Source organism: Kocuria varians, from assembly GCF_006539885.1.
GTDB lineage: Bacteria > Actinomycetota > Actinomycetes > Actinomycetales > Micrococcaceae > Kocuria > Kocuria varians.
This window is the reverse complement of sequence record NZ_BJNW01000009.1, coordinates 81532-104801: the sequence shown is the minus strand read 5'-3', so window position 1 is coordinate 104801 and position 23270 is coordinate 81532. Positions and strand designations below refer to the sequence as shown.

The following is a 23270-nucleotide window of genomic DNA, read 5'->3' as shown; positions in this document are numbered from 1 at the left end:
AGTAGAATCACCCCGATCCCCTCTGCCTCTATCTTGCGAAGAGAGACTCGTGTATGTCTGAAAACACCGCCCAGCGCGCCGATCTGCGCAACGTGGCCATCGTGGCCCACGTTGACCACGGCAAGACCACCATCGTCGATGCCATGCTCCAGCAGACGCACGCGTTCTCCAGCCACGGGGAGGTCGAGGAGCGCGTCATGGACTCCGGCGACCTGGAGCGCGAGAAGGGCATCACCATCCTCGCCAAGAACACCACGGTGTTCTACGACGGCCCCGCCGCGAACGGCGAGACCATCACCATCAACGTGATCGACACCCCGGGCCACGCGGACTTCGGCGGCGAGGTGGAGCGCGGGCTGTCCATGGTGGACGGCGTCGTGCTGCTCGTGGACGCGTCCGAGGGCCCGCTGCCCCAGACCCGCTTCGTGCTGCGCAAGGCCCTCGAGGCCAAGCTGCCCGTGATCGTGGTCGTCAACAAGGTGGACCGTCCGGACGCCCGCATCGAGGATGTCGTCTCGGACACCATGGACCTGCTGCTGGGTCTGGCCTCGGACATCGCCGAGGACCACCCGGACCTGGACCTCGACGCCGTGCTGGACGTCCCCGTGGTCTACGCCTCGGGCAAGGCCGGCCGCGCCTCCACCGAGCAGCCCGCGGACGGCGAGCTGCCGGGCAACGAGGACCTCGAGCCGCTGTTCAAGACCATCATCGAGCACATCCCGGCGCCGTCCTACAACCCCGAGGGTGTCCTGCAGGCGCACGTGACCAACCTGGACGCCTCGCCGTTCCTGGGCCGTCTCGCCCTGCTGCGCATCTTCAACGGCACGCTGAAGAAGGGCCAGACCGTGGCCTGGGCGCGCCACGACGGCACCATCAAGAGCGTGCGCATCTCCGAGCTGCTCGCGACCAAGGGCCTGGACCGAGTCCCGGCCGAGAGCGCCGGCCCCGGGGAGATCGTGGCCGTGGCGGGCATCGAGGACATCACCATCGGTGAGACCCTCACGGACCTCGAGAACCCCCAGCCGCTGCCGCTGATCACCGTGGACGATCCCGCGATCTCCATGACCATCGGCATCAACACCTCCCCGCTGGCCGGCCGCGTCAAGGGCGCCAAGGTGACCGCGCGCCAGGTTAAGGACCGCCTGGACAAGGAGCTGATCGGCAACGTCTCGCTGAAGATCCTCCCCACCCAGCGTCCGGACGCCTGGGAGGTCCAGGGCCGCGGCGAGCTCGCCCTGGCCATCCTGGTGGAGCAGATGCGCCGCGAGGGCTTCGAGCTCACCGCGGGCAAGCCCCAGGTGGTGACCAAGACCGTGGACGGCAAGGTGCACGAGCCGTTCGAGCACATGACCATCGACGTCCCCGAGGAGTACCTCGGCGCCGTGACCCAGCTGATGGCCGGTCGCAAGGGCCGCATGGAGGGCATGAGCAACCACGGCACCGGCTGGGTGCGCATGGAGTTCAAGGTCCCCTCCCGCGGGCTGATCGGCTTCCGCACCAAGTTCCTCACGGACACCCGCGGTGCCGGCATCGCCTCGTCCTACGCGGACGGCTACGAGCCGTGGGCCGGTGACATCGAGTACCGCACGAACGGCTCCATGGTCGCGGACCGCGCCGGCGTCGTGACCCCGTTCGCCATGATCAACCTGCAGGAGCGCGGCTCGTTCTTCGTGGAGCCCACCTCCGAGGTCTACGAGGGCATGATCGTGGGCGAGAACTCGCGCGCCGACGACATGGACGTGAACATCACCAAGGAGAAGAAGCTCACCAACATGCGTGCGGCCTCCTCGGAGACGTTCGAGAACCTCACGCCCCCGCGCAAGCTCACGCTCGAGGAGTGCCTCGAGTTCGCGCGCGAGGACGAGTGCGTGGAGGTGACCCCGGAGGCCATCCGCATCCGCAAGGTCGTGCTGGACGCCAACGAGCGTCTGAAGGTCGCACGCGCGCGGGCCCGCGCCTGATCGTGGTCGACCCGAAGTACCCGGGCGGGGGGCACGCGACCGAGGGAGCAGTGGATTCGCTGCTGCCCGAGGCCGTGGCCCCCGCCCGGGCGCGTCTGCTCTTCGTGCACGCGCACCCGGACGACGAGGCCGTGAACACCGCGGGCACCATGGGCCACTACAGCGCCCTGGGCGCCGAGACGGTGCTGCTCACGCTGACCCGCGGTGAGCGCGGCGAGGTCATCCCGCCCGCGCTGCGCCATCTGGAGGTTGGTCAGCCGGGGTGCCCGGACACGGACGGCACCGCGCTGGGGCTGTACCGGATCGGGGAGCTCGACGCCGCGGCGTCGGCCATGGGCCTCGCGGACAGGTTCTACGCGGGCGAACCGCCCGCGCTGGACCCCGCCGCGGGCTTCGCCAACGGTGCGGGCAAGTACGTGGACTCCGGCATGAGCTGGGGTCCGGACGGCTACGCGCAGCCCGCCGAGGACGTCTCCCCGGCGGCGCTGACCGCCGCGGACCCGGAGGAGGTGGCTGCGCACGTGGCCGCCGCGATCCGGGCGCTGCGCCCGCACGCCGTGGTTACCTACGCGGACGACGGCGGCTACGGCCACCCGGACCACGTGGCCACGCACCGGGTCACCGTGCGCGCCGTGGAGCTCGCGGCCGCCAGCCCGGACAGTGCGGACGACGCGTGGGACACGCCCCTGCTCTGGGGCATCGAGATCGAGGTGGAGCCGGGGGACCGGCGGCTGCAGGCCGCGATCCCCGGGGACCTCGCCGTCAAGCGCGCCGCGATGGCCGCGCACGCCACGCAGATCGTGCTCGCGGAGGATCCCCAGGATCCCACGTACGCGATGTCCAACGGTGTCCCGCAGACCATCACCACCACGGAGACCTTCCGGCTGCTGCGACGGGCCGCGGCGTGAGCGGCCCACAGCCGGAGCACCGCCCGGCACCCTGGGCGGCGGGCGGGAACGACGATGCCGCGGAGGCCGGCGGAACCGCCGCCGTGCGCGAACGGCCCGGGGCGGCGTCGTCCGCGGTGACCGCGGTCCTGACCGGTGTGCTCGTCGGAGCCGTGGCCACGGCCATGCACGGCAGCATCTGGTACCTGGACGGCTGGTGGCTGCCGTGGGGACTCGTGTTCTCCGGGGCGCTGCTGCTGTGCGCGGGCGTGTGGTGCGGCACCTCCACCCGCCGGGTGTGGGCCGCCGCGGTGCCCGGCCTGGGGACCTACCTGATCGCGTGGGCCATGGCCTACCTGCGCCAGGGCTCCGCCCTCGTGGCGACCGATTGGAGCGCCCCGATCGGCATCGTGGGCATCCTGTGGTTCGTCGTGGTCTTCGTGGTAGTCATGGTCTCCGTGATTGTTACGGGCCGCTGGCTGGTGCGTCGGCGGGCGCGGTAGCGTCGACACCCCGCCGCTAGAATGGTTGAAGACTTGAGAACAGAAGGAAAGGTCCTGCAACAGTGACTTACGTGATCGCACAGCCCTGCGTGGACGTCAAGGACAAGGCGTGCGTCGAGGAGTGCCCCGTCGACTGCATCTACGAGGGGGAGCGCACGCTCTACATCCACCCGGACGAGTGCGTGGACTGCGGTGCGTGCGAGCCGGTGTGCCCCGTGGAGGCCATCTACTACGAGGACGACACCCCGGACGAGTGGGCCGAGTACTACAAGGCCAATGTGGAGTTCTTCGACGACCTCGGCTCCCCGGGCGGTGCCGCGAAGCTCGGCAACACCCACAAGGACCACCCCATGGTCGCGGCGCTGCCCCCGCAGAACCAGGACTGACCCGGTGGCGGAGCGTCGCGGTTTCGGCCTGGACCTGCCGGACTACCCCTGGAACGCGCTGGCCCCGTACCGGCGCACCGCGCAGGAGCACCCCGGAGGTGTGGTGGACCTGTCCATCGGCACCCCCGTGGACCCCACCCCGCTCGTGATCCAGGACGCCCTGGCGGCCGCGGCGGACGCCCCCGGCTACCCGACCACCCACGGCACGCCCGCACTGCGCGAGGCCGTAGCCACTTGGTACGCGCAGCGGCGCGGGGTCCCGGACCTGGACCCGGACGCCGTGATGCCCACCGTGGGCTCCAAGGAGCTCGTGGCGTGGCTGCCGCTGCTGCTGGGGCTGGGACCCGGTGACGTCGTCGTGCGGCCCGTGGTCGCGTACCCCACCTACGACATCGGCGCGCAGATCGCCGGTGCCGAGTCCGTGGCGGCAGCCTCGCTGGACGAGCTCGAACCCGCCGTGCGCGAGCGCGTGCGCATGGTGTGGGTGAACTCGCCGGGCAACCCCACGGGCATCGTGCGGGACGTCGAGTCCTTGCGCCGGCTCGTGGACCAGGCCCGCGCCCAGGGAGCGGTCGTGGTCTCGGACGAGTGCTACGCCGAGCTCGGCTGGGGCCGCTGGGACGTCTCCGAGGGCGGGGAGCCCGTGCCCTCCGTGCTGGACCCCCGTGTGAGCGGCGGGGACATGTCCCTCCTGTTCAGCGCGTACTCGCTGTCCAAGCAGTCGAACCTGGCCGGCTACCGCGCCGCGTTCCTCGCGGGGGACCCCGCGCTGATGCCGTCCCTCGTGAACTCCCGCAAGCACGCCGGGATGATCGTGGCCTACCCCGTGCAGGAGGCCATGCGCGTGGCCCTGGGGGACACCGCCCACGTGGCCGCGCAGAAGAGCCTGTACCGGGACCGTCGCGCCGCGCTGAAGCCCGCCGTGGAGGCCTTCGGGCTGCGCGTGGAGCACTCCGAGGCCGGCCTCTACCTGTGGGCCACCGCGGGGGAGGACACCTGGACCACGGTCGAGCGCTTCGCACGCCTGGGCATCGTGGTGGGGCCCGGAACCTTCTACGGCGACGCCGGTCACGGCTACGTGAGGCTGTCCCTGACGGCCACGGACGAGCGCATGGCCGCCGCCGTCGAACGGCTCACCGCGGCGCTCTGACCGCCCGCACCGCCCCGCACCGAGAAGTGGCTCCCCGTCACACCAACGGGTAAGTTGGGGGCGGATCAACCCGTGTTCCCACCCGGCCCGCACGGACACCACCCGCCACGACGGCGTGGCGCAGCGGGCCCGAGCAGCGCGCGGAACACCCCAGCCGAATCACGAAGGACTCACCATGACAGAGGCCAAGAAGTCCACCGACACGGTGGCACTGAACTACGCGAAGGACAAGAAGCTCGAGCTCCCCGTGCTGGAGGTCACCGAGGGCAACAAGGGCTACGGCGTGGGCTCCCTGCTCAAGGAGACCGGCAACGTCAGCTTCGACCCCGGCTTCGTGAACACCGCGAACACGCGCTCCTCGGTGACCTACATCGACGGCGCCCAGGGCATCCTGCGCTACCGCGGCTACCCCATCGAGGAGCTCGCGGAGCACTCCAACTTCCTGGAGACCGCCTACCTGCTGATCTACGGCGAGCTGCCCACCCGTGAGCAGTACGAGGACTTCCAGCACCGGATCACCACGCACACCATGGTGCACGAGGACATCAAGCTGTTCTTCAACGGCTTCCCCCGTTCCGCGCACCCCATGCCCGTGCTGTCCTCCGCGGTCTCGGCGCTGTCCACCTTCTACTCGGACTCCCTGGACCCCTTCAACAAGGAGCACGTGGAGATCTCCACCATCCGCCTGCTCGCCAAGGTCCCCACCCTGGCCGCGTACGCGTACAAGAAGTCCGTGGGCGAGCCCATGCTCTACCCCCACAACGAGCTCAGCTACGCGGAGAACTTCCTGCGCATGTGCTTCGGTGTGCCCGCCGCGGACTACGAGGTGGACCCGGTGGTCGCCAAGACCCTGGACATCCTGTTCATGCTGCACGCGGACCACGAGCAGAACTGCTCCACCTCCACCGTGCGTCTGGTGGGCTCCTCGCACGCGAACATGTTCGCGTCCGTCTCCGCGGGCATCAACGCCCTCTACGGCCCGCTGCACGGCGGTGCCAACGAGGCCGTGCTGGCCATGCTGGACCAGATCCAGAACCGCGGGCTCTCCGCGGACGAGTTCATGGAGAAGGTCAAGAACAAGGAGGACGGCGCCCGCCTCATGGGCTTCGGACACCGCGTCTACAAGAACTACGACCCCCGCGCCCGCATCATCAAGGGCTACGCGCACGACGTCCTGGCCAAGATGGGCGGCAACAACGAGCTGCTGGACCTGGCCATCGGGTTGGAGGAGAAGGCGCTCGCGGACGACTACTTCGTGGAGCGCAAGCTGTACCCCAACGTGGACTTCTACACGGGCCTGATCTACAAGGCCATGGGCTTCCCGGAGAAGATGTTCACGGTGCTCTTCGCCATCGGCCGCCTGCCGGGCTGGATCGCCCAGTGGCGCGAGATGATCGAGGACCCGGAGACGAAGATCGGCCGGCCCCGTCAGCTCTACGTGGGTGCGCCCGAGCGCCACTACCCCTCTGCCAGCTGAGCCGCAGGCCCCGCCGGTACGACGACGCCGCCCCGGTCACCTTCTCGGTGACCGGGGCGGCGTTCTCGTGGGGCCTGGTGCGGCGCCGACCCGAGGTCGCCCGCAACCACGCGGCCGGCTCGGGCGCACACCGGCGCCGCGCTCTGGAACCTGACGCACGCGGCGTCGGTCCCGGACGCGCGGGAGGGGTTCAGCCCTCGTAGCCGTTCGGGTTGTTCTTCTGCCAGTTCCAGTGGTCGCGGCACATGGCGTCGATGTCGCGGTCCGCGGACCAGCCCAGCTCCGCGAGGGCGGCGGAGGGATCCGCGTAGGACACGGCGGCGTCGCCGGGGCGGCGCGGTGCGATCTCGTAGGGGATCTCCCGCCCGGAGGCCTTCTCGAACGCCTCGCGCACCTCCAGCACGGAGTAGCCGCGCCCGGTGCCCAGGTTCCACACGTGCAACCCGGGATCCGTGGTGATGCGGTCCAGCGCCTTGAGGTGACCGTCCGCGAGGTCCACCACGTGGATATAGTCGCGCACCCCGGTGCCGTCCGGCGTGGGGTAGTCCCCGCCGAAGACCATGAGCTTCTCGCGGCGTCCCACGGCCACCTGGGCCACGAAGGGCATCAGGTTGTTGGGGATGCCCGAGGGGTCCTCGCCGATCCGCCCGGACTCGTGCGCGCCCACCGGGTTGAAGTAGCGCAGCAGCGCCACCGACCAGCGCTCGTCCGCGGCGGCGAGGTCCGAGAGCATGTCCTCGATGTGCTCCTTGGTGCGCCCGTAGGGGTTCTGGGCGTCCATCTCGAGCTTCTCGGCCAGCGGCATGGTCTCCGGGGCGCCGTAGACCGTGGCGGAGGACGAGAAGACGATGCTGCGGCACCCGTTCTCCTCCATGGCCCACAGCAGGTTCACAGTGCCGCTCACGTTGTTCGTGTAGTACCACAGGGGCTTCTCCGCGGACTCCCCCACGGCCTTGAGCCCGGCGAAGTGGATCACGGCGTCCGGGTGGTGCTCGCGGAACACGGTGTCCAGGCCCGGGCGGTCCAGCAGGTCCACCTGCTCGAAGGCGGCGACGTCCCGTCCGGCGAGCTCGGCCACGCGCTCCAGGGACGTGCGGGAGGAGTTGGAGAGGTTGTCCAGCACCACGACGTCGTGACCGGCCTGCAGCAGGGCCAGGACGGTGTGCGAGCCGATGTAGCCGGTTCCTCCGGTGACAAGAATCTTCATGAGCCCAGCCTAACGACAGGACGCCGGAAACACGCGCGGCCGACCCCGTCTCCGGGACCGGCCGCTGTGCCCGACGACGCCGCCGCTCTCAGTTCGCGTGCAGCACCGAGTTCAGCTTCACGGAGCCGCCGCTGCGGGGCAGCGCCTCCACGGCACCGTTCACGGAGTTGCGGCGGAACAGCAGGTTGGAGACCCCGGAGAGGTCGGCGGCCTTGACCACGCGGGCCTCGCCGGCGGCGTCGTCGAGCACGGAGACCTGTGTGCCGGCGGTGACGTAGAGACCGGCCTCGACCACGCAGTCGTCGCCCAGCGAGATGCCCACGCCCGCGTTCGCGCCGAGCAGGCAGCGCTCGCCCAGCGTGATCCGTTGCTTGCCGCCGCCGGAGAGCGTGCCCATGATGGACGCGCCACCGCCCACGTCCGTGTGGTCGTGGACCACCACGCCCGCGGAGATGCGGCCCTCGACCATCGCGGCGCCGAGCGTGCCGGCGTTGAAGTTCACGAAGCCCTCGTGCATCACGGTGGTGCCCTCGCCGAGGTACGCGCCCAGGCGCACACGGTCCGCGTCACCGATGCGCACACCGGAGGGGACCACGTAGTCGACCATGCGGGGGAACTTGTCCACGGAGAAGACCGTCACGGGCCCGCCCGCGCGCAGGGCGAGCAGGGAGCGGGTGAGCTCCTCGGCCAGGACCGGCCCGCGGCTCGTCCACGCCACGTTGGCGAGCAGACCGAAGATGCCGTCCAGGTTGATGGTGTTCGGCTGGGCGAGCCGGTGGGAGAGCAGGTGCAGCCGGAGGTAGGCGTCCGCGGTGTCCTGCGGGGCCGCGTCCAGGTCGATCACCGTGGTCACGATCTCGGAGCGCACGTTGCGGTCGGGATCCGTGGTGGCGGCCACCCGCAGGTCAGCCTCGTAGCTCGTGTCGGGGTTAGCGCTGAGGGCGGGGGCGGGGTAGAAGACGTCCAGGATGGTGCCCGCACGCTCGCCGGCGTCCACCACGGTGGCCAGGCCCACGGCGGAGGCGGTGCGGGAATTCTCGGTGCTCTCGCTCGTTGAAGTCATGGCTCCATCCTAAGTGGCGGGCAGTCGTCCGCCGGTGGCGCGCGGGCCGCGTCTCACCAGGTGGGCCAGGCCCGTGGCGCCCGCCCGCGCGGCACCTGACGTTGCCCGGCGCGAGGAGACGCGGTGACTATGCTGGCCGCCATGGCAGCCGATCAGCAGACACCCGCACTCGACCTCTCGATGGACCCCGCGGACCTCACCGCCGCGCTCGTGGACATCGAGTCCGTCTCGGACCACGAGACCCCGATCGCCGACGCCGTGGAGGCCGCCCTGCGCGCGCAGCCGCACCTGAGCGTCCACCGCGACGGCGACACCGTGGTGGCCCGCACGGAGCTGGGCCGGGACGAGCGTGTCATCCTCGCCGGGCACCTGGACACCGTGCCCCTGCCCACCGTGGCGGGTGCGCTGGGCACCGTGCCGTCCGTGCGGCGTCGTGAGGGGGACCGGGACGTGATCTACGGTCGCGGCACCACGGACATGAAGGGCGGCGTGGCCGTGCAGCTCGTGCTTGCGCAGCAGCTGCGGGAGCCCACCCGGGAGGTGACCTACGTGTTCTACGACCACGAGGAGGTCTCCAGTGACGCCAGCGGCCTGGGGCGCGTGATGCGCAACTCCCCGCAGCTGCTGGAGGCGGACTTCGCGGTGCTCCTGGAACCCACCAACGGCACGGTGGAGGGTGGGTGCAACGGCACCATGCGCTTCCGGATCACCACGCACGGCAAGGCCTCGCACTCCGGGCGGTCGTGGATCGGGGAGAACGCCATCCACAAGCAGGCGGAGCTGCTGGGGCGGCTGGCCCGCTACGAGCCGCAGACCATCACCGTGGAAGGCTTGGACTACCGCGAGGGGCTCAATGCCATCCGGACCGGTGGGGGAGTGGCGGGCAACGTCATCCCGGACACCGCCTGGACCGAGATCAACTACCGCTTCGCCCCGGACAAGACCCTGGAGCAGGCGCAGCAGCACGTGCAGGAGGTCTTCGAGGGCTACGAGATCGAGTGGCAGGACCTCTCCCCGGCGGCGCGCCCCGGCCTGGACCGCCCCGCCGCCGCACAGTTCGTGGCCGCGGTGGGCCAGGAACCGATGCCCAAGTACGGCTGGACGGACGTCGCCCGTTTCTCGGAGTCAGGGGTGCCCGCCGTGAACTTCGGCCCCGGGGACGCGCTGCTCGCGCACACGGACGACGAGCACGTGTTCGACGACGCCGTCCGGGCCTGCCACCGCGCGCTAGCGTCCTGGTTGTCCTGAGTCCTGAACGGCCCGAGGGACGGGCGGCTCAGCCGATCTCGTTGCCCTCGGCGGCCTCGTGCAGTGCGCGCGTCTTGCCCGCCGTGCGGTAGCTGAACCTGCGGGACAGACGCCCGGCGGCGAACGACAGCAGCGTGTTGATCACGATGAACACCACCGCGGCGGCCAGCAGGGTCTGCAGGATGTTGCCGTCACCGGAGCCGAGCCGGCGCGCGGAGGCGAGCAGCTCGGGGTAGGTGATGATGTAGCCGAGCGCGGTGTCCTTGAGGATCACCACGAACTGGGAGATCAGCGAGGGCAGCATGGCGGTGAGCGCCTGGGGGAGCAGGATGCTGCGCAGGCACTGCGACGGCGTGAGCCCCACCGCGAGCCCCGCCTCGCGTTGCCCTCGGGGCAGTTGGTACACGCCCGAGCGCACGAGCTCGGCGATCACGGACCCGTTGTAGAGCACGAGCCCGATCACCACGGCCCAGAACGGCGTGCTGGACGGGGACACCAACCCGGTGCGCGCGAGCCCCAGGTAGAAGAAGATCATCATGACCAGCACGGGCACCGCGCGGAAGAACTCCACGACCACGGCGGCCACGGCCCGCACGGGCCACGCCCCGGACAGCCGGGCCAGCCCGAAGACCAGACCGAACACGACCGAGCCCACCACAGCGAGCAGTGCGGCCTTGAGGGTCTGGATCAGTCCGGGGATCAGGAAGTTGGCCCACGTGCGCTCGGTGAGCAGGGCCTGCCACTTGGCGGGCTCGAGCTGTCCTTGCGCGCCGAGCTTCTGCAGTACCACGACCGCCAGGCCGATCAGTACGAGCAGGGCCACCACGTTGAGCACGAGGGTGAGCCGCCGCGTGCGGGGGCCGGGGGCGTCGAACAGGACCGTGGTGCTCATCGCTTCACCGCCACCTTCCGGGACAACCACGTGGTCAGCAGACCCACGGGGATCACGATCACCACGAAGCCCAGCGCCACCGTCAGGAAGATGGCCACGATGACGTCCGGGCGGAATTCGATCATGGTCTTCATGAGGGCGGAGATCTCCGTGACGGAGGCCGCCGCGGCCACCGTGGTGTTCTTGGTCAGGGCGATCAACGTGTTGCCCAGGGGCGTCACGGCACCGCGCAGCGCCTGGGGGAAGATCACGTGGCGCGCCGCGGGGAAGAACCCCAGGCCGATCGCCCGGGCGGCCTCGGCCTGTCCCAGGGGGACCGTGTTGACGCCCGAGCGAATGGCCTCGCACACGAAGGACGCGTGGTAGAGGCTCAGGCCGATGATCGCGTAGATGAAGAAGTTGCGATTGAAGTCGGAGCTGAAGTTGATGGCCAGCTGGGACCACACCCCCAGCACCAGGAATACCAGGATGATCGTCAACGGGGTGTTGCGCACGATATTCACGTACCCGGCACCCACGGCACGCAGCGAAGCGACCGGGCTGATCCGCATCAGGGCCAGGACCGAACCCAGCACCAGGGACCCCAGGGCGGCCCAGAAGGTCAGTTGGATGTTGACCCAGAACGCCGCGAGGACGTCGTACTGGGACAGGAGTGACGCGAAGTCACCGAGGTAGTCGGACACTATTTCCTCCCGGGGGTCCCGGCGTGCGCGAACCACGCACGCCGGGAACGGACCAAACGGCGGATCAGGAGCAGGGCTCGGGCTTGGGCGGGTTGAGCTTGGTGTTGTACTTGTAGTCCGCGCCCTGGGTGTTGGAGGTCACGGACTTCTCCCACGAGCCGTCGTCCACCATCTTGGTGATGGCGTCGTTGATCGCCTGGCACTTGTCGGAATCCTTGGGGATGCCCACGCCGTACTTCTCCTCGGTGAACGGCGCGCCGACCACCTTGAACTTGCCCTTGTTGGCGTCCGTGGCGGCAAGACCCGCGAGGATGATGTCATCGGTCGTGACGGCGTCCACGCCGCCGGAACCCAGCATGGTCACGCAGTCCGCGTAGCCACCCTGCTCCACGAGATTGACCGAGCCCGCGTACTTGTCCTTGATCTTCTGCGCGGACGTGGAACCGGTCACCGAGCACAGGTTCTTGCCCTCGAGGTCCTCCGGGCCCTTGATGTCCGTGTTGTCGGACTTCACGAGCAGGTCCTGACCGGCCACGAAGTACGGTCCCGCGAAGTTCACGCTCTGCTTGCGGGCGTCCGTGATGGAGTACGTGGCCACGATCATGTCGACCTGACCGTTGGACAGCATGTTCTCGCGGTTCGCGGACGGGGACTCGACCCACTCGATCTTGTCCTCCGGGTAGCCCAGTTCCTTGGCGATGTAGCGGGCCACGTCCACGTCGAACCCGCTGTACGTCTCACCGTCCTTGAAGCCCAGGCCGGGCTGGTCGTACTTGATGCCCACGCGCAGGGTGTCCCCGCCCGCCTCGGAGGAACCTCCCGAGCCGCCCGAGTCCCCGGAACCGCCGCACGCGGTAAGGGACAGGGCGGCCGTGGCGGCCAGGGCGGTGACGACGGCGCTCTTACGGAATTTCACGATGTGCTCCTTGGGATCCAGGGAATGAACGGGTGGTGCTGTGGTGAAGAAGAGAAGTGGGAGTCCTGCGGTGCTGACCTCAGTGGCCCAGGACCTTGCTTAGGAAGTCCTTGGCGCGCTCGCTGCGGGGGTTGGTGAAGAACTCCTCGGGGGTGTTCTGCTCCACGATGGCCCCGTCCGCCATGAACACCACGCGGTCCGCGGCCCGCCGGGCGAAGCCCATCTCGTGGGTCACCACGACCATGGTCATCCCGGCCTTCGCGAGGGACACCATGGTGTCCAGGACCTCGTTGATCATTTCCGGGTCCAGCGCGGACGTGGGTTCGTCGAAGAGCATGACCTTGGGGTCCATGGCCAGGGAGCGAGCGATCGCCACGCGTTGCTGCTGGCCGCCGGAGAGCTGGGCGGGAAGCTTCTCCGCCTGGTTGCCCACGCCCACGCGGTCGAGCAGCTCCCGGGCGCGCTGCTCCGCGGCCCCGCGGTCCTTGCGCCGGACCTTGACCGGGCCCAGGGTCACGTTCTGCAACACGGACTTGTGGGCGAAGAGGTTGAAGGACTGGAACACCATGCCGACGTCCGCGCGCAACCGGGCGAGCCCCCGGCCCTCCGACGGGAGGGGCTTGCCGTCCACCGTGATCTCACCGCTGTCGATGGTCTCCAGGCGGTTGATCGTGCGGCACAGCGTGGACTTGCCCGAGCCCGAGGGTCCGATGATCATGACCACTTCCCCGCGGGCGACCTCCAGGTCGATGTCCTTGAGCACGTGCAGGTCCCCGAAGTGCTTGTTGACGCCCTTCATCCGGACCAGGGGCGCGTCACCGCGCTCGGTGCGGTGCGCGCGGTCCGCGGGAGCGGCGTCGTCCGCGGCGGATCGAGCGGTCGCTACGGGGGCCGACGACGCCGCCGAACGTTCCCCGGGCGGCGGGGTGGAGGAGGCTGCTGCGTGAGACATAGGAACAAACTAATGCACCGTCCGCGAAAAAAAGTGATGCGCAACACGACACGGGCGTCGTGGCGCGGCGGGCCCCGGTCCGGGCGGTGCGTGCCGGGCCGTTCTGCGGCGCCGTGCAGCACGAGAACGTAGCCTGGTGGGCATGCACACCCCTGAGACACCGCACGAACGTTCCGTACCCCCAGAGCGTCACAAGGGGCCGGTGGTGCTGCGCCGCAAGCAGCTGCACTGGCGCACGTCCGACCAGCGTTTCCTGGACCAGCGCCCTGCCGAACCGGACGACTTCACCCGCACCGACCCGTGGCGGGTGCTGCGGATCCAGGCCGAGTTCGTGGAGGGCTTCGACGCGCTCGCGAACCTGGGCCCGGCCGTCTCCGTCTTCGGGTCCGCGCGTACCGCACCGGGGCACCCGGAGTACGAGCTCGCGCGCGAGCTGGGCCGGGAGATCGGCAAGGCCGGCTACGCCGTGGTCACCGGAGGCGGCCCCGGCGTGATGGAGGCCGCGAACAGGGGAGCGGTGGACGTGGGCGCGCACTCGGTGGGGATCGGCATCGAGTTGCCCCACGAACAGCGCCTCAACGACTGGGTGGACCTGGGCATCAACTTCCGGTACTTCTTCGCGCGCAAGACCATGTTCGTGAAGTACAGCCAGGGTTTCGTGGCCCTGCCAGGCGGCTTCGGCACGCTCGACGAGCTCTTCGAGGCGTTGACCCTCGTGCAGACGGGCAAGATCACGCGTTTCCCGGTGATCCTGGTGGGCACCGAGTACTGGCGTCCGCTGCTGGACTGGATCACGGGCACCCTCGTGGCCGGGGGCAAGGCCTCGGACGCGGACCTCGACCTGCTGCGCGTGGTGGACACCGCCGAGGAGGTCGTGGAGATCCTCATCTCCGTCCACGCCGCGGACCCCGGCATGGGGGTCGCGGCCCCGGAGGACGACGCCGCCCCCCCCGGTTCCGAGGCATGAGTCCGGTTCCGCCCGACTCCCCGTCCCACGGCGGCCCGCCAGGCGGCACGATGCCCGGCACGGCGGGCAGGGGCTCGACGACGAACCGCGCGGTGACCGCGCCGCAGGATCCCTCGAGTCCCGGCACCCGCACATGCACCGGACGGAGCCGCGTCCGCCCTGCGGCCACTCGCGCGCGGGAGCTGTGTTCCCGCACGCCGTGGTGGCTCGCCGTCGTGGCCGTCTACGGTCTCTCCCGGCTCTGGGGCTGGGCCGTGTTCAGCACGGTGGGCGCCCAGCAGGGCCCGGGCCCGTGGGGCGACGGCGCCCTGGGGTACCTGGACTTCCTGAACACGTGGGACGCGGACTGGTACCGGCGGATCTTCAGCGACGGGTACCCCTCCGCGCTGCCCGTGGACAACCTGGGCACCGTGGTCGAGAACCAGTGGGCGTTCTACCCGGTGTACCCGCTGCTCGTGCGCGGCATCGTGGGCCTCACGGGCACGGGGTGGGCGGCCACCGCGGCCACCGTGTCCCTGCTCGCGGGGTTCGGGGCGGCCCTCGTGCTGTACCGGCTGTTCTGCACGACCCCGGCCATGAGGACCCCGCGCACGGCGGGAGGCGTCTCGCGGCCCGGGCTGTGGGCGGTGGCGGTGTTCGCGTTCAACCCCGTGGCACCCGTGCTGCAGACGCCCTACGCGGAGTCCTTGAGCCTGCTCTTCCTCAGCGCCGCGATCCTGTGCGTGGTGCGGGATCGGCCCGTGTGGGCGGCCGTGTTCGTGGTGGCGCAGGCGCTGACCCGGCCCACCGGCGTCGCCCTCGCGGCCGCCCTCGGGATCTGGTGGCTGTGGCGCAGCGTGCGGGACGTGCGCGCGGGACGACGCCCCTGGTACCGCTGCCTGGACCGCTGGCTCGTCGTGGCGCTGGTCGCGTGCGCGGCGGCGCTCGCCTGGCCTGCCATTGCGTGGGCCGTGACCGGGGAGCCCGGGGCCTACACCGAGACGGAGGCCGCGTGGCGGGGCAGCAGGGTGGTCGTCCCGGTGGTGCCGTGGTTCCATGAGGCCACCGTGCTGTTCGGCCCCGTGGCGGGACTCGTGGTGCCCGTGGTGCTCGTGGCCGGGGTGGTGCTGATGTTGCGCTCCGCGCCCGTCAGACGGGCCCTGCCGTTCTTCGTGCGCGTCTGGATCGCCGCGTACGGCATCTACCTGCTGTGCGTGCTCAACCCGCAGACCTCCACGTTCCGGCTGCTGCTGCCCTGGGCTCCGCTCGCCGCCGGACTCGTGCGTGTGAGCGACTCGCGGGCCTACCGAGTGCTGCTCGTGGTCACGGGGGCCGTCCTGCAGTTCGTGTGGGTGGGCTGGCTGTGGCACTGGAAGCAGCTACCGGGCGGTGGCGACTACCCGCCGTGACCCGGAGGCCCCGGGCCCTTTTGTCGACGGTCAGTTCCCTTTCCAAGCGTTCGATAAGATGGGGTGCGTCAATACACACGAAGAGGAGCTCACAGATGGCGGCCATGAAGCCGAGAACTGGTGACGGACCCATGGAGGTCACCAAAGAAGGACGCAGCCTGATCATGCGTGTCCCCCTGGAAGGCGGCGGGCGTCTCGTGGTCGAGCTCAAGGCGGACGAAGCCGCGGAACTGCGCGAGTGCCTGGCGTCGGTGACCCAGTAGGGCAGCGTTCCGTCCCCCCGGATGACCGAGAGGGCCCCCAGTGGTGGGGGCCCTCTCGGTCTGTCCGGGGGGGCTTTGTCGCGGCCGCCTCCGCCGGGGGCCGGAGCGGTGGGGCCCCTGCCTCGTGGACGGGTCACCCGGTGGACGGGCGGCTCAGTGGATGGGTGACTCGGCGGACCGGGGACTCAGGAGACCCAGGACGAGCCGAGGCTCATGCCCCCGGCGGCCGCGAGCAGGCTCCAGAGGACGGTGCCGAGCACCACGGTCACCATGGCACCGCGACGGCGCTCCCGCGCCAGTCGCACGGCGTCCACCATCGCGGTGGAGAACGTGGTGTAGCCGCCGCACAGCCCCGTGCCCAGCGCGAGCGTCCACTCCGGTCCGAGCACCATGCCCAGGCCGCTCACGAGGCCCAGCACGAACGACCCCGTGATGTTGATGACGACCGTGGCCGCGGGGAACGGGCGCTTCTGCCGCGAGGAGATCAGCCGGTCCACGAGGAAGCGCAGCACGGCTCCCGCGGCTCCGCCCAGCGCGACGGCCAGCGCCGCGATCACGGGGCCACCGCGTCGTCGTGCCCGGAGCGGTCCTGCTCGGAGACGTGGGCCGCGCCGTCGTGGGATTCCGGTTCCCGGAACGCGGTCTCCTGACGCGCACTGTCCGGAACCGCAGGGTCCGGAACCGCGGCGTCGTCGGCAGCGGCCACGCCACGACGGCGCAGGGCACTGCCGGCGGCGAGGCCCGCCGCCGCGGCCAGCAGGCCGAGCACCAGGGTGATGACCGCGTAGCCGAGGGCCGCGGCGGAGGCGCCCGCGTTGACCTGCTCCCACATCTCCTCCGCGAACGCGGAGTACGTGGTGAAGCCGCCCAGCAGACCGGTGCCGAGCAGCAGCCGGGCGGTGTGCGCGCGGCGGCTCTCCTCGCCCGGGTGGGTCAGGAACTCGAGCAGCAGACCGAGCAGGAACGCCCCCACGGCGTTGACGGCCAGCGTGGGCCAGTGCCACAGCGCGTCCGTGGGCAGCACGTGGGACACACCCCAGCGCCCGAGGCTGCCGAGGGCTCCGCCCACCGCCACCAGTCCGGCGTCCCGCATGAGAGCGCCGCTCATCGGCGCACGGCCAGCAGCACGCCCGTGCCCGTGGGCAGCACCGCGGTGGAGAGCCGGGGCTCGTCGCGCAGGGTGCGCACGACCTCGCGCATCACCACGGTCTCCTCCTGGCGCTGCGCGGGCTGCGGCACGAGGTCCTGGTGCAGGGCGTCGTTGACCACGAGCATCCCACCGCGGCGCAGCAGCCGGGCGCCCTCGATCACGTAGTCCGCGGTGTTGGCGATGTCCGCGTCGATGAAGACCATGTCGTAGGCGTTCTCCGTGAGCCGCGGCAGCACCAGCCCCGCGGCACCGGAGATGGTGCGGGTGCGCTTGGTCTCGAAGCCGGCCTCGCGGAACGTGTCCCGCGCGGCACGCAGCGCGCGGATGTCGGTGTCGATCGTGGTGAGCACGGACTCGGCGGGCATCCCGCGCAGCAGGGCCAGCCCGGAGACGCCGGCACCCGTGCCGACCTCCACGACCGTGGCGGGGCGCGCGGAGGACGTGAGCACCGTGAGCAGCGCGGCGGTGGCCGTCGTGACGGGATCGAGGCGGAGGGCCAGGGAGCGCTCGCGGGCACGGAAGGCGGTCTCGTCCTCCGTGGCGTAGGCCTCGCAGTAGGCCCAGCTCGTGGTTTTATCCGTGGTCATGGACGCGGGGTGCCCTTCGCTGCTGTGTCTCGACGGCGTGCTCCGGGGTCCGGCGGACCCCGCGCTCCCGAGGCTGGTGGACGGGGCCCGCGGGCCGGGTCGCCTCGGTACGGCCAGCTTATCGTGGACGGTGGGCGGGGTCGGGAACGCCCGGTCTGTGCCCAGAGCGCTGTCAGATTTCTGCACCAGAATGGAGCGCGTGAAGGCCCCGGGCTGGGGCCGCACCAGGGGACGACCACAGCGGGAAGGGGAACCACGTGACCGTTCGGGTGGACGCTCGCAGCACCACCGGCCCACGGCGGCGCGGACGGCCTGGCCGACGCACCCTGGGGCTCGTGGGTGCGTTCGCCGCGTGCGTGTGCGTGGCGCTGCTGACCACTGCGGTGTGGAGCGTGGGCAAGCGTGCGCAGCAGGAGAGCTCCGGGAGTGAGCGCACCACGGCCAGCTGGACACCGGCGGCCCAGGGGATGGTGGACACGACCTCCGAGTCGGACCTTGAGGCCCTGCGCTCGCAGGGCTGGGCCCTGCCCGGTCTCGCGGCTGAGGGCTACAGGATCGGGGACATCCGCCGCACGGACGTGGGCGGGCAGCCCGCCGTGGTGCTCACGCTGCACCACGACCGGGACACCGTCACCGTGGTGGAGCAGCGCGGCCGGGTCAACGGGAGCAACCCCGTGGACGGTGTCACGGGACTGCCGGTGAGTGCCGAGGGCATGGAGGCCTCCGCGGTCTCCGGCTCCCGGCTGTGGCTGGACCGCGAGAGCTGGCGCGCCGTGATGGTGCGTCCGGACGCCGTCTACACGGTGGCCTCGGACACCCCTCCCGCGACCATGGCGCAGACGGTCAGCGCGATCGTCGCGGAGGACCGCGGCCGGGTGAGCCTGCCCGCCCAGACGGACGAGGGCTTCGGCGCCACGGTGGCGGACGGACTGCGGAAGATATTCGGGTAGGAGTGCCCCCGCGGGCGCACTCCCTGACGTTGATAGGCTCGGCGAGTGTTCGGGATTTCTGGCGGAGAAGCCATCATCATTCTCATCGTGGCCCTGGTGATCATCGGCCCCGAACGGCTTCCGGAGTACACGCAGAAGTTCAAGGAGATGGTCAAGGCCGTACGCCGCTACGCCACCGGCGCCACGGACGACCTCAAGGAGACCTTCGGCCCCGAGTTCAGCGACCTCGACTGGCGCAAGCTGGACCCCCGGCAGTACGACCCCCGCGTGATCGTGCGGGAGGCGCTGCTCGAGGAGGACCAGGACCGGGCCGCCCGGAGCACCCAGGCACCCTCCGCGGCGAGTCCTACGGTGCGACGGCTCGCGCGCGGTGAGCGGGCCCCGTTCGACACCGAGGCCACGTGATCACTCCCGGGGCGTGATCCCCAGGCTCTTCCCGGCCAGCCCCCGGCCCTGGGCGTCCAGGGCGCGGGCCACCTCCCACAGTGCCTGCGCGGCGGGCGAGTCCGGATCGGCCCACACGGCCGGGACCCCGCGGTCCGAGGCCTCCCGCACGGTCACGTCCAGCGGCACGCTGCCCAGCAGAGGGACCTCGTAGCCCAGACGTTCCGTGAGGGTGCGGGCGATCGTCTCGCCACCGCCGGAGCCGAAGACCTCCATGCGGGAGCCGTCCGGCATGACCATGGCGGACATGTTCTCGACTACGCCCGTGACCCGCTGCTCCGTCTGCTCCGCGAGCGTTCCCGAGCGCTGGGCAACGCTCACCGCGGCGTGCTGCGGGGTGGAGACCACGACCACGCCCGAGCGCGGCAGCAGCTGACCGACCGAGATGGCGATGTCCCCGGTGCCGGGGGGCAGGTCCAGCAGCAGGTGGTCCAGGTCCCCGAAGTGCACGTCCGTGAGGAACTGCTCCACCGCGCGGTGCAGCATGGGTCCCCGCCACGCCACGGGCTGGGAGGGGTCCACGAACATGCCGATGGAGATCACCTTGACGACGCCGCGGGAGCGGTGTCCTGCACCGGCCGCGCTGTCCGCGGGGCGGCGGTCCACGCCCTCCGGGACCTCGACCACCGGCGGCAGGATCATGTCCCCCACGCGCGTGGGTGACTGGGTGATGCCCAGCAGGCCGGGCACGGAGAAGCCGTGGATGTCCGCGTCCACGATCCCCACGGTGCGTCCCATGGCGGCCAGCGCCGCGGCGAGGTTCACGGTCACGCTGGACTTGCCCACACCGCCCTTGCCGCTCGTGATGGCGTGCACACGGGTGAGCGTGTGGGGATCCGCGAACGGGTTGCTGCGGTGGTGACCCAGCCGCTCCTGCAGCTCCTGGCGCTGGGCCGGGGTCATGACGCCCACGTCCACCACCACGTCCGAGACGTCGGGAAGCTCACCGAGCGCCGTGGTCAGGTCCGCCTCGATGGTGGAGCGTAGCGGACAGCCGGAGACCGTCAGCAGCACGGTGACCCGGGCGGTGCCGTTCTCCAGGGCCGCGGCGGGGATCATGCCCAGCTCCGTGACGGGGCGGCGCAGCTCCGGGTCGATCACACCGTCGAGCGCGGTGCGCAGCCGCGGGTCGATGCTCTGCTCCGTCATGGCCGCCCGCCGTCGTCGTTCCGTGACTCCTCCCGGCCCCCGTGCTCGTCGTGCGGTGCCCGCCGGGATCCCGCAGGGGCCTCCGCCGCCCGCTCGGCCGCGACGCGCTCGACGGCGCGCTGGTCCTGGTCCTGGATGATCTCCTCGAGCAGCCCGCGCAGCTCCGAGCGCACGTAGTCGCGGGTGGCCACCTCGCGCAGCGCGATGCGCAGGGAGGCGATCTCACGGGTCAGGTACTCGGTGTCCGCGAGGTTCTGCTGGCCGCGCTTGCGGTCCTCCTCCGCGACCACGCGGTCGCGGTCGTCCTGCCGGTTCTGCGCGAGCAGAAGCAGGGGAGCGGCGTAGGAGGCCTGCAGCGAGAGCATCAGCGTGAGCAGGGTGAAGTTCAGGGACCGGGGGTCGAACTGCACGTCCTCCGGCGCCAGGGTGTTCCACGAGAGCCAGATGGCCACGAACACGGTCATCCACAGCAGGAACTGGGGTGTGCCCATCCAGCGGGCGATCGCCTCCGTGGACTGGCCGAACGCGTCCGGGTTCGGGCGGAAGCGGGTGAGGAAGCCCGGCCGCTTCTCCCGCGGCTGGTCCAGGGGTCCCGGGGAGTACTGGGTGGAGACGTTGCGCCTCGGGTTACTCATACCTCTTGCCCACCTTTCGGACCGGGGTGCCGTCGTCGTACGTGCGCCAGTCGTCCGGCAGCAGGGCGTCCAGGACGTCGTCGATGGTGACGGCGCCCACGAGACGCTGCTGGTCGTTGACGACCGGCAGGATCGTGAGGTCGTACGTGGCCAGCTCGCGGGCCACGTCGGCCAGGGAGGACTGGTCGGAGACCGGCTCGATGGAGCGGTCGATCAGGTTGCCGATGGCCTCGGGCGGCGGGTAGCGCAGCAGCCGCTGGGTGTGCACGAAGCCCAGGTACTTGCCCGTGGGGGTCTCCAGGGGCGGGCGGCACACGAGCACGGCGGAGGCGGCGGCGGGGATGATCTCCTCCTGCCGGATGTGCGCCAGGGCCTCCGCGACCGTGGCCTCGGGCGAGAGCACGATCGGCACGGGGGTCATCAGCGACCCCGCGGTGCCCTCCTCGTACTCGCGCAGACGCCGGACGTCCTCGGCGTCCTCCGGCTCCATCATGGTCAGCAGGCGCTCGGCCTCGGCCTCCGGGAGCTCGTTGAGCAGGTCCGTGGCGTCGTCCGGGTCCATCTCCCCCAGCAGGTCCACCGCGCGGTCGTTGTCCAGGTGGGTCAGGATGAAGACCTGGTCCTCCTCGGGCAGCTCCTCGAGGACGTCCGCGAGGCGCTCGTCCTGCAGCTCGGCGGCGATCTCCAGCTTGCGCTTGTCCGGCATGTCCCGCAGCTCGTCCGCGATGTCCGCGGCCTGGTCCTCCTCGTGCTGCGCGATCCACTGGGTGGCCGGCTGGGGGCCTGCGTTGGAGGGGTCGGCGGCGTCCTGCCAGTCCACCACGAGGGTCTGGTTGCGCCGGCGCAGCAGGCTGCCGGTGGCCTCGGAGCGGCGCACGAACAGCTGCGAGACCAGCCAGTCCCCGCGGTTGTTGGACTTCTCTATGGCGACGTCCTCGATGGTCGCGGTCCCGGAACCGTCCAGGAGCACGACCGTGCGGTCGAAGAGCTCGCCCACCACCAGGGTCTCCGCACCGCGCTGCTCGAAGCGGCGCAGGTTCACGAGCCCGGTGGAGATGATCTGGTCCGCGTCGATGCTCGTCACGCGGGTCATGGGCACGAACACGCGTTTCTTGCCGAGGACCTCCACCACGAGACCCACCACGAGCGGGCGGGTCTTCAGGCTCGGTTCGCCCTCGCGCAGCAGCACGACGACGTCGCGCAGCCGCCCCAGGCGGTCGCCCATGGGGTCGAAGACGTCCAGGCCGATGAGCCTGGCGACGAAGATCTTGGAAAGGTTTGTGCTCACCCGCCCAGCCTAGTGATCCCGGCGACGGGCACATACTCGGCCGCCGGCGTCGTGTTCACCCGCTGCGATGAACCGGGGTTCTCCGTGCCGGCTCCGGGGCGGATACGGGACAATGACGGACATGAGCAACTCGAGCAGAGGTCCCGCACAACTGTCCATCGCCCCGGAGATGCCCCGCGGAGAGGTGGTCGGCCGGTACCGCACCTACGCGCAGGCCCAGGAGGCCGTGGACCACATGGCGGACGAGAACTTCCCCGTGGCCATGGTCTCGATCATCGGCAGCGACCTGAAGTCTGTGGAGCAGGTCACCGGCCGTCTCTCCTACCCGCGTGTCGCCCTGCAGGGCGCGCTCAACGGCATCGTCTTCGGTGCGTTCTTCGGGCTGCTGATGTCCCTGCTGGGGGGCGCGGACATCGGCGTCTCGCTGGGGCTGACCATGGTGCTGGGCGGGGCGTTCTGGATGCTGATGGCCACCATCACCTACGCCTTCTCGCGCGGCAAGCGCGACTTCACGTCCACCAGCCGGATCGTGGCCGGAAGCTACGAGGTCCTCGCGGCCCCGGAGGTCGCCGGGCAGGCCCGGCAGGTGCTCGGTGCCATGCAGCGCGGCCAGGGCTCGGGCCCCGGTGGTCCGGGCCAGCCGTCCGGTGGGTACCGTGACCCGGTCGGCCCCTCCCAGGGCGGGTGGAACGGCGGCCAGAACGGTGGGCACCCCGGCGAGCAGGGCCGGGGACAGCAGCCCCCGTACGGCGGGCAGGGAATGCCCCCGCAGCAGTACCGCCCCCAGCAGCAGGACCCGCGCGCCCAGGCGCCGGCTCAGGGCGGCTCCGGGCAGCCGCAGGGTTCTTCTCCGGCCGGTGCAGAGCAGCGGCCCGCGCAGGACAGTGCCAACCGCTCCGCCAAGTTCCCGGACCTGCCGGACGGCCGCCCGCAGTACGGCATCCGGCTCGAGCCGGAGGCTCCCGCCGCGCCCCAGCAGGGCCAGGGCGCGCCCTGGAACCGTCCCGCCGACGACGCCGCGGCGCCCGGTCGCGCCACCGACGGCCCGGTCGTGGACAGCACGTCCGAGCGCGACCAGGAGACGGCCCGCCTCCCGGAGGACCGCCGGGACTCCTGAGCCGGCC

General features: G+C 70.8%; 25 protein-coding genes. 13 read left to right on the top strand and 12 right to left on the bottom strand.

The window, feature by feature from the left end; all coding sequences use genetic code 11:
- The first annotated feature begins 53 nt into the window (after positions 1-53).
- From typA to KVA01_RS06530, 6 genes are all read left to right on the top strand, one after another.
- On the top strand, positions 54-1961 hold the full coding sequence (typA, locus tag KVA01_RS06555; RefSeq protein WP_141269425.1) for a translational GTPase TypA: 1908 nt from the start codon (positions 54-56) through the stop codon (positions 1959-1961).
- 50 nt (positions 1962-2011) lie between these two features.
- The gene (locus KVA01_RS06550) at positions 2012-2869 is read left to right on the top strand and encodes a PIG-L family deacetylase (protein ID WP_233438791.1); all 858 of its coding nucleotides are present in this window, start codon (positions 2012-2014) and stop codon (positions 2867-2869) included.
- On the top strand, positions 2866-3351 hold the full coding sequence (locus KVA01_RS06545) for a hypothetical protein (RefSeq protein ID WP_233438790.1): 486 nt from the start codon (positions 2866-2868) through the stop codon (positions 3349-3351). The genes KVA01_RS06550 and KVA01_RS06545 overlap by 4 nt, the downstream gene beginning before the upstream one ends.
- Before the next feature lie 62 nt (positions 3352-3413).
- Complete coding sequence (gene fdxA, locus KVA01_RS06540) at positions 3414-3737, top strand: ferredoxin (protein ID WP_068468780.1); 324 nt, start codon at positions 3414-3416, stop codon at positions 3735-3737.
- Positions 3738-3741: 4 nt separating this feature from the next.
- Positions 3742-4887, top strand: coding sequence for a succinyldiaminopimelate transaminase (gene dapC, locus KVA01_RS06535; RefSeq protein WP_068468778.1), 1146 nt, complete (start codon positions 3742-3744; stop codon positions 4885-4887).
- Positions 4888-5062: 175 nt separating this feature from the next.
- Complete coding sequence (locus KVA01_RS06530; protein WP_068468776.1) at positions 5063-6364, top strand: citrate synthase; 1302 nt, start codon at positions 5063-5065, stop codon at positions 6362-6364.
- 190 nt (positions 6365-6554) lie between these two features.
- Here KVA01_RS06530 and galE read toward each other — a convergent pair whose 3' ends face one another.
- Entirely contained in the window at positions 6555-7571 is a 1017-nt protein-coding gene (gene galE, locus KVA01_RS06525; protein ID WP_141269421.1) for a UDP-glucose 4-epimerase GalE, read from the bottom strand.
- An 88-nt stretch (positions 7572-7659) separates the two neighbouring features.
- The gene (dapD, locus tag KVA01_RS06520; RefSeq protein ID WP_141269419.1) at positions 7660-8634 is read right to left on the bottom strand and encodes a 2,3,4,5-tetrahydropyridine-2,6-dicarboxylate N-succinyltransferase; all 975 of its coding nucleotides are present in this window, start codon (positions 8632-8634) and stop codon (positions 7660-7662) included.
- Between the two features lie 141 nt (positions 8635-8775).
- On the opposite strand from dapD, the gene dapE reads away from it, so the two are divergent.
- Complete coding sequence (gene dapE / locus KVA01_RS06515) at positions 8776-9882, top strand: succinyl-diaminopimelate desuccinylase (protein ID WP_233438789.1); 1107 nt, start codon at positions 8776-8778, stop codon at positions 9880-9882.
- Positions 9883-9910: 28 nt separating this feature from the next.
- Here dapE and KVA01_RS06510 read toward each other — a convergent pair whose 3' ends face one another.
- From KVA01_RS06510 to KVA01_RS06495, 4 genes are all read right to left on the bottom strand, one after another.
- Positions 9911-10774, bottom strand: coding sequence for an amino acid ABC transporter permease (locus tag KVA01_RS06510; protein ID WP_141269417.1), 864 nt, complete (start codon positions 10772-10774; stop codon positions 9911-9913).
- Positions 10771-11457 carry an amino acid ABC transporter permease gene (locus tag KVA01_RS06505; RefSeq protein WP_085107168.1) on the bottom strand — a complete coding sequence of 229 codons (687 nt, stop codon included), beginning with the start codon at positions 11455-11457 and terminating at the stop codon, positions 10771-10773. Before KVA01_RS06505 ends, KVA01_RS06510 begins: the two co-directional genes overlap by 4 nt.
- Before the next feature lie 64 nt (positions 11458-11521).
- The gene (locus tag KVA01_RS06500; RefSeq protein WP_141269415.1) at positions 11522-12373 is read right to left on the bottom strand and encodes a glutamate ABC transporter substrate-binding protein; all 852 of its coding nucleotides are present in this window, start codon (positions 12371-12373) and stop codon (positions 11522-11524) included.
- A gap of 79 nt (positions 12374-12452) precedes the next feature.
- Positions 12453-13181, bottom strand: a complete 729-nt coding sequence (locus tag KVA01_RS06495; RefSeq protein WP_174805711.1) for an amino acid ABC transporter ATP-binding protein — start codon at positions 13179-13181, stop codon at positions 12453-12455.
- Between the two features lie 286 nt (positions 13182-13467).
- Between KVA01_RS06495 and KVA01_RS06490 the strand changes: the two genes are divergently transcribed.
- The 3 genes from KVA01_RS06490 (at position 13468) to KVA01_RS06480 (ending at position 15943) form a co-directional block, all read left to right on the top strand.
- Positions 13468-14292, top strand: coding sequence for an LOG family protein (locus KVA01_RS06490; protein WP_141269413.1), 825 nt, complete (start codon positions 13468-13470; stop codon positions 14290-14292).
- Between the two features lie 215 nt (positions 14293-14507).
- Positions 14508-15680 carry a putative hexosyltransferase gene (locus KVA01_RS06485; protein WP_233438788.1) on the top strand — a complete coding sequence of 391 codons (1173 nt, stop codon included), beginning with the start codon at positions 14508-14510 and terminating at the stop codon, positions 15678-15680.
- A 95-nt stretch (positions 15681-15775) separates the two neighbouring features.
- Positions 15776-15943, top strand: coding sequence for a DUF3117 domain-containing protein (locus KVA01_RS06480; protein WP_082810297.1), 168 nt, complete (start codon positions 15776-15778; stop codon positions 15941-15943).
- 185 nt (positions 15944-16128) lie between these two features.
- Here KVA01_RS06480 and crcB read toward each other — a convergent pair whose 3' ends face one another.
- Genes crcB through KVA01_RS06465 form a run of 3 tightly spaced genes read right to left on the bottom strand, consistent with a single transcriptional unit; the run spans position 16129 to position 17680 of the window.
- Complete coding sequence (crcB, locus tag KVA01_RS06475) at positions 16129-16500, bottom strand: fluoride efflux transporter CrcB (RefSeq protein ID WP_141269411.1); 372 nt, start codon at positions 16498-16500, stop codon at positions 16129-16131.
- The gene (locus tag KVA01_RS06470; RefSeq protein WP_141269409.1) at positions 16497-17051 is read right to left on the bottom strand and encodes a CrcB family protein; all 555 of its coding nucleotides are present in this window, start codon (positions 17049-17051) and stop codon (positions 16497-16499) included. The genes crcB and KVA01_RS06470 overlap by 4 nt, the downstream gene beginning before the upstream one ends.
- Positions 17048-17680 carry an O-methyltransferase gene (locus tag KVA01_RS06465; protein ID WP_068468762.1) on the bottom strand — a complete coding sequence of 211 codons (633 nt, stop codon included), beginning with the start codon at positions 17678-17680 and terminating at the stop codon, positions 17048-17050. Before KVA01_RS06465 ends, KVA01_RS06470 begins: the two co-directional genes overlap by 4 nt.
- A gap of 335 nt (positions 17681-18015) precedes the next feature.
- Here KVA01_RS06465 and KVA01_RS06460 point away from each other — a divergent pair, with 335 nt between their 5' ends.
- Entirely contained in the window at positions 18016-18630 is a 615-nt protein-coding gene (locus KVA01_RS06460) for a hypothetical protein (RefSeq protein ID WP_231860612.1), read from the top strand.
- A 45-nt stretch (positions 18631-18675) separates the two neighbouring features.
- Positions 18676-19035, top strand: coding sequence for a twin-arginine translocase TatA/TatE family subunit (locus KVA01_RS06455; protein WP_141269407.1), 360 nt, complete (start codon positions 18676-18678; stop codon positions 19033-19035).
- On the opposite strand, the gene KVA01_RS06450 is transcribed toward KVA01_RS06455, so the two are convergent.
- The 3 genes from KVA01_RS06450 to KVA01_RS06440 are packed head-to-tail and all read right to left on the bottom strand — an operon-like array spanning position 19036 to position 22146.
- A complete protein-coding gene (locus tag KVA01_RS06450) occupies positions 19036-20223 on the bottom strand; it encodes an Mrp/NBP35 family ATP-binding protein (RefSeq protein ID WP_068468758.1) in 1188 nt (395 codons plus the stop codon). It abuts the gene before it with no gap.
- The gene (locus KVA01_RS06445) at positions 20220-20858 is read right to left on the bottom strand and encodes a DUF1003 domain-containing protein (protein ID WP_068468756.1); all 639 of its coding nucleotides are present in this window, start codon (positions 20856-20858) and stop codon (positions 20220-20222) included. The genes KVA01_RS06450 and KVA01_RS06445 overlap by 4 nt, the downstream gene beginning before the upstream one ends.
- Positions 20851-22146 (bottom strand): magnesium transporter MgtE N-terminal domain-containing protein, encoded by a 1296-nt coding sequence (locus tag KVA01_RS06440; RefSeq protein WP_141269404.1) that lies wholly within the window; start codon positions 22144-22146, stop codon positions 20851-20853. The genes KVA01_RS06445 and KVA01_RS06440 overlap by 8 nt, the downstream gene beginning before the upstream one ends.
- Positions 22147-22267: 121 nt before the next feature.
- On the opposite strand from KVA01_RS06440, the gene KVA01_RS06435 reads away from it, so the two are divergent.
- Entirely contained in the window at positions 22268-23263 is a 996-nt protein-coding gene (locus KVA01_RS06435) for a YflT domain-containing protein (RefSeq protein WP_174805710.1), read from the top strand.
- The last annotated feature ends 7 nt before the right edge of the window (positions 23264-23270 follow it).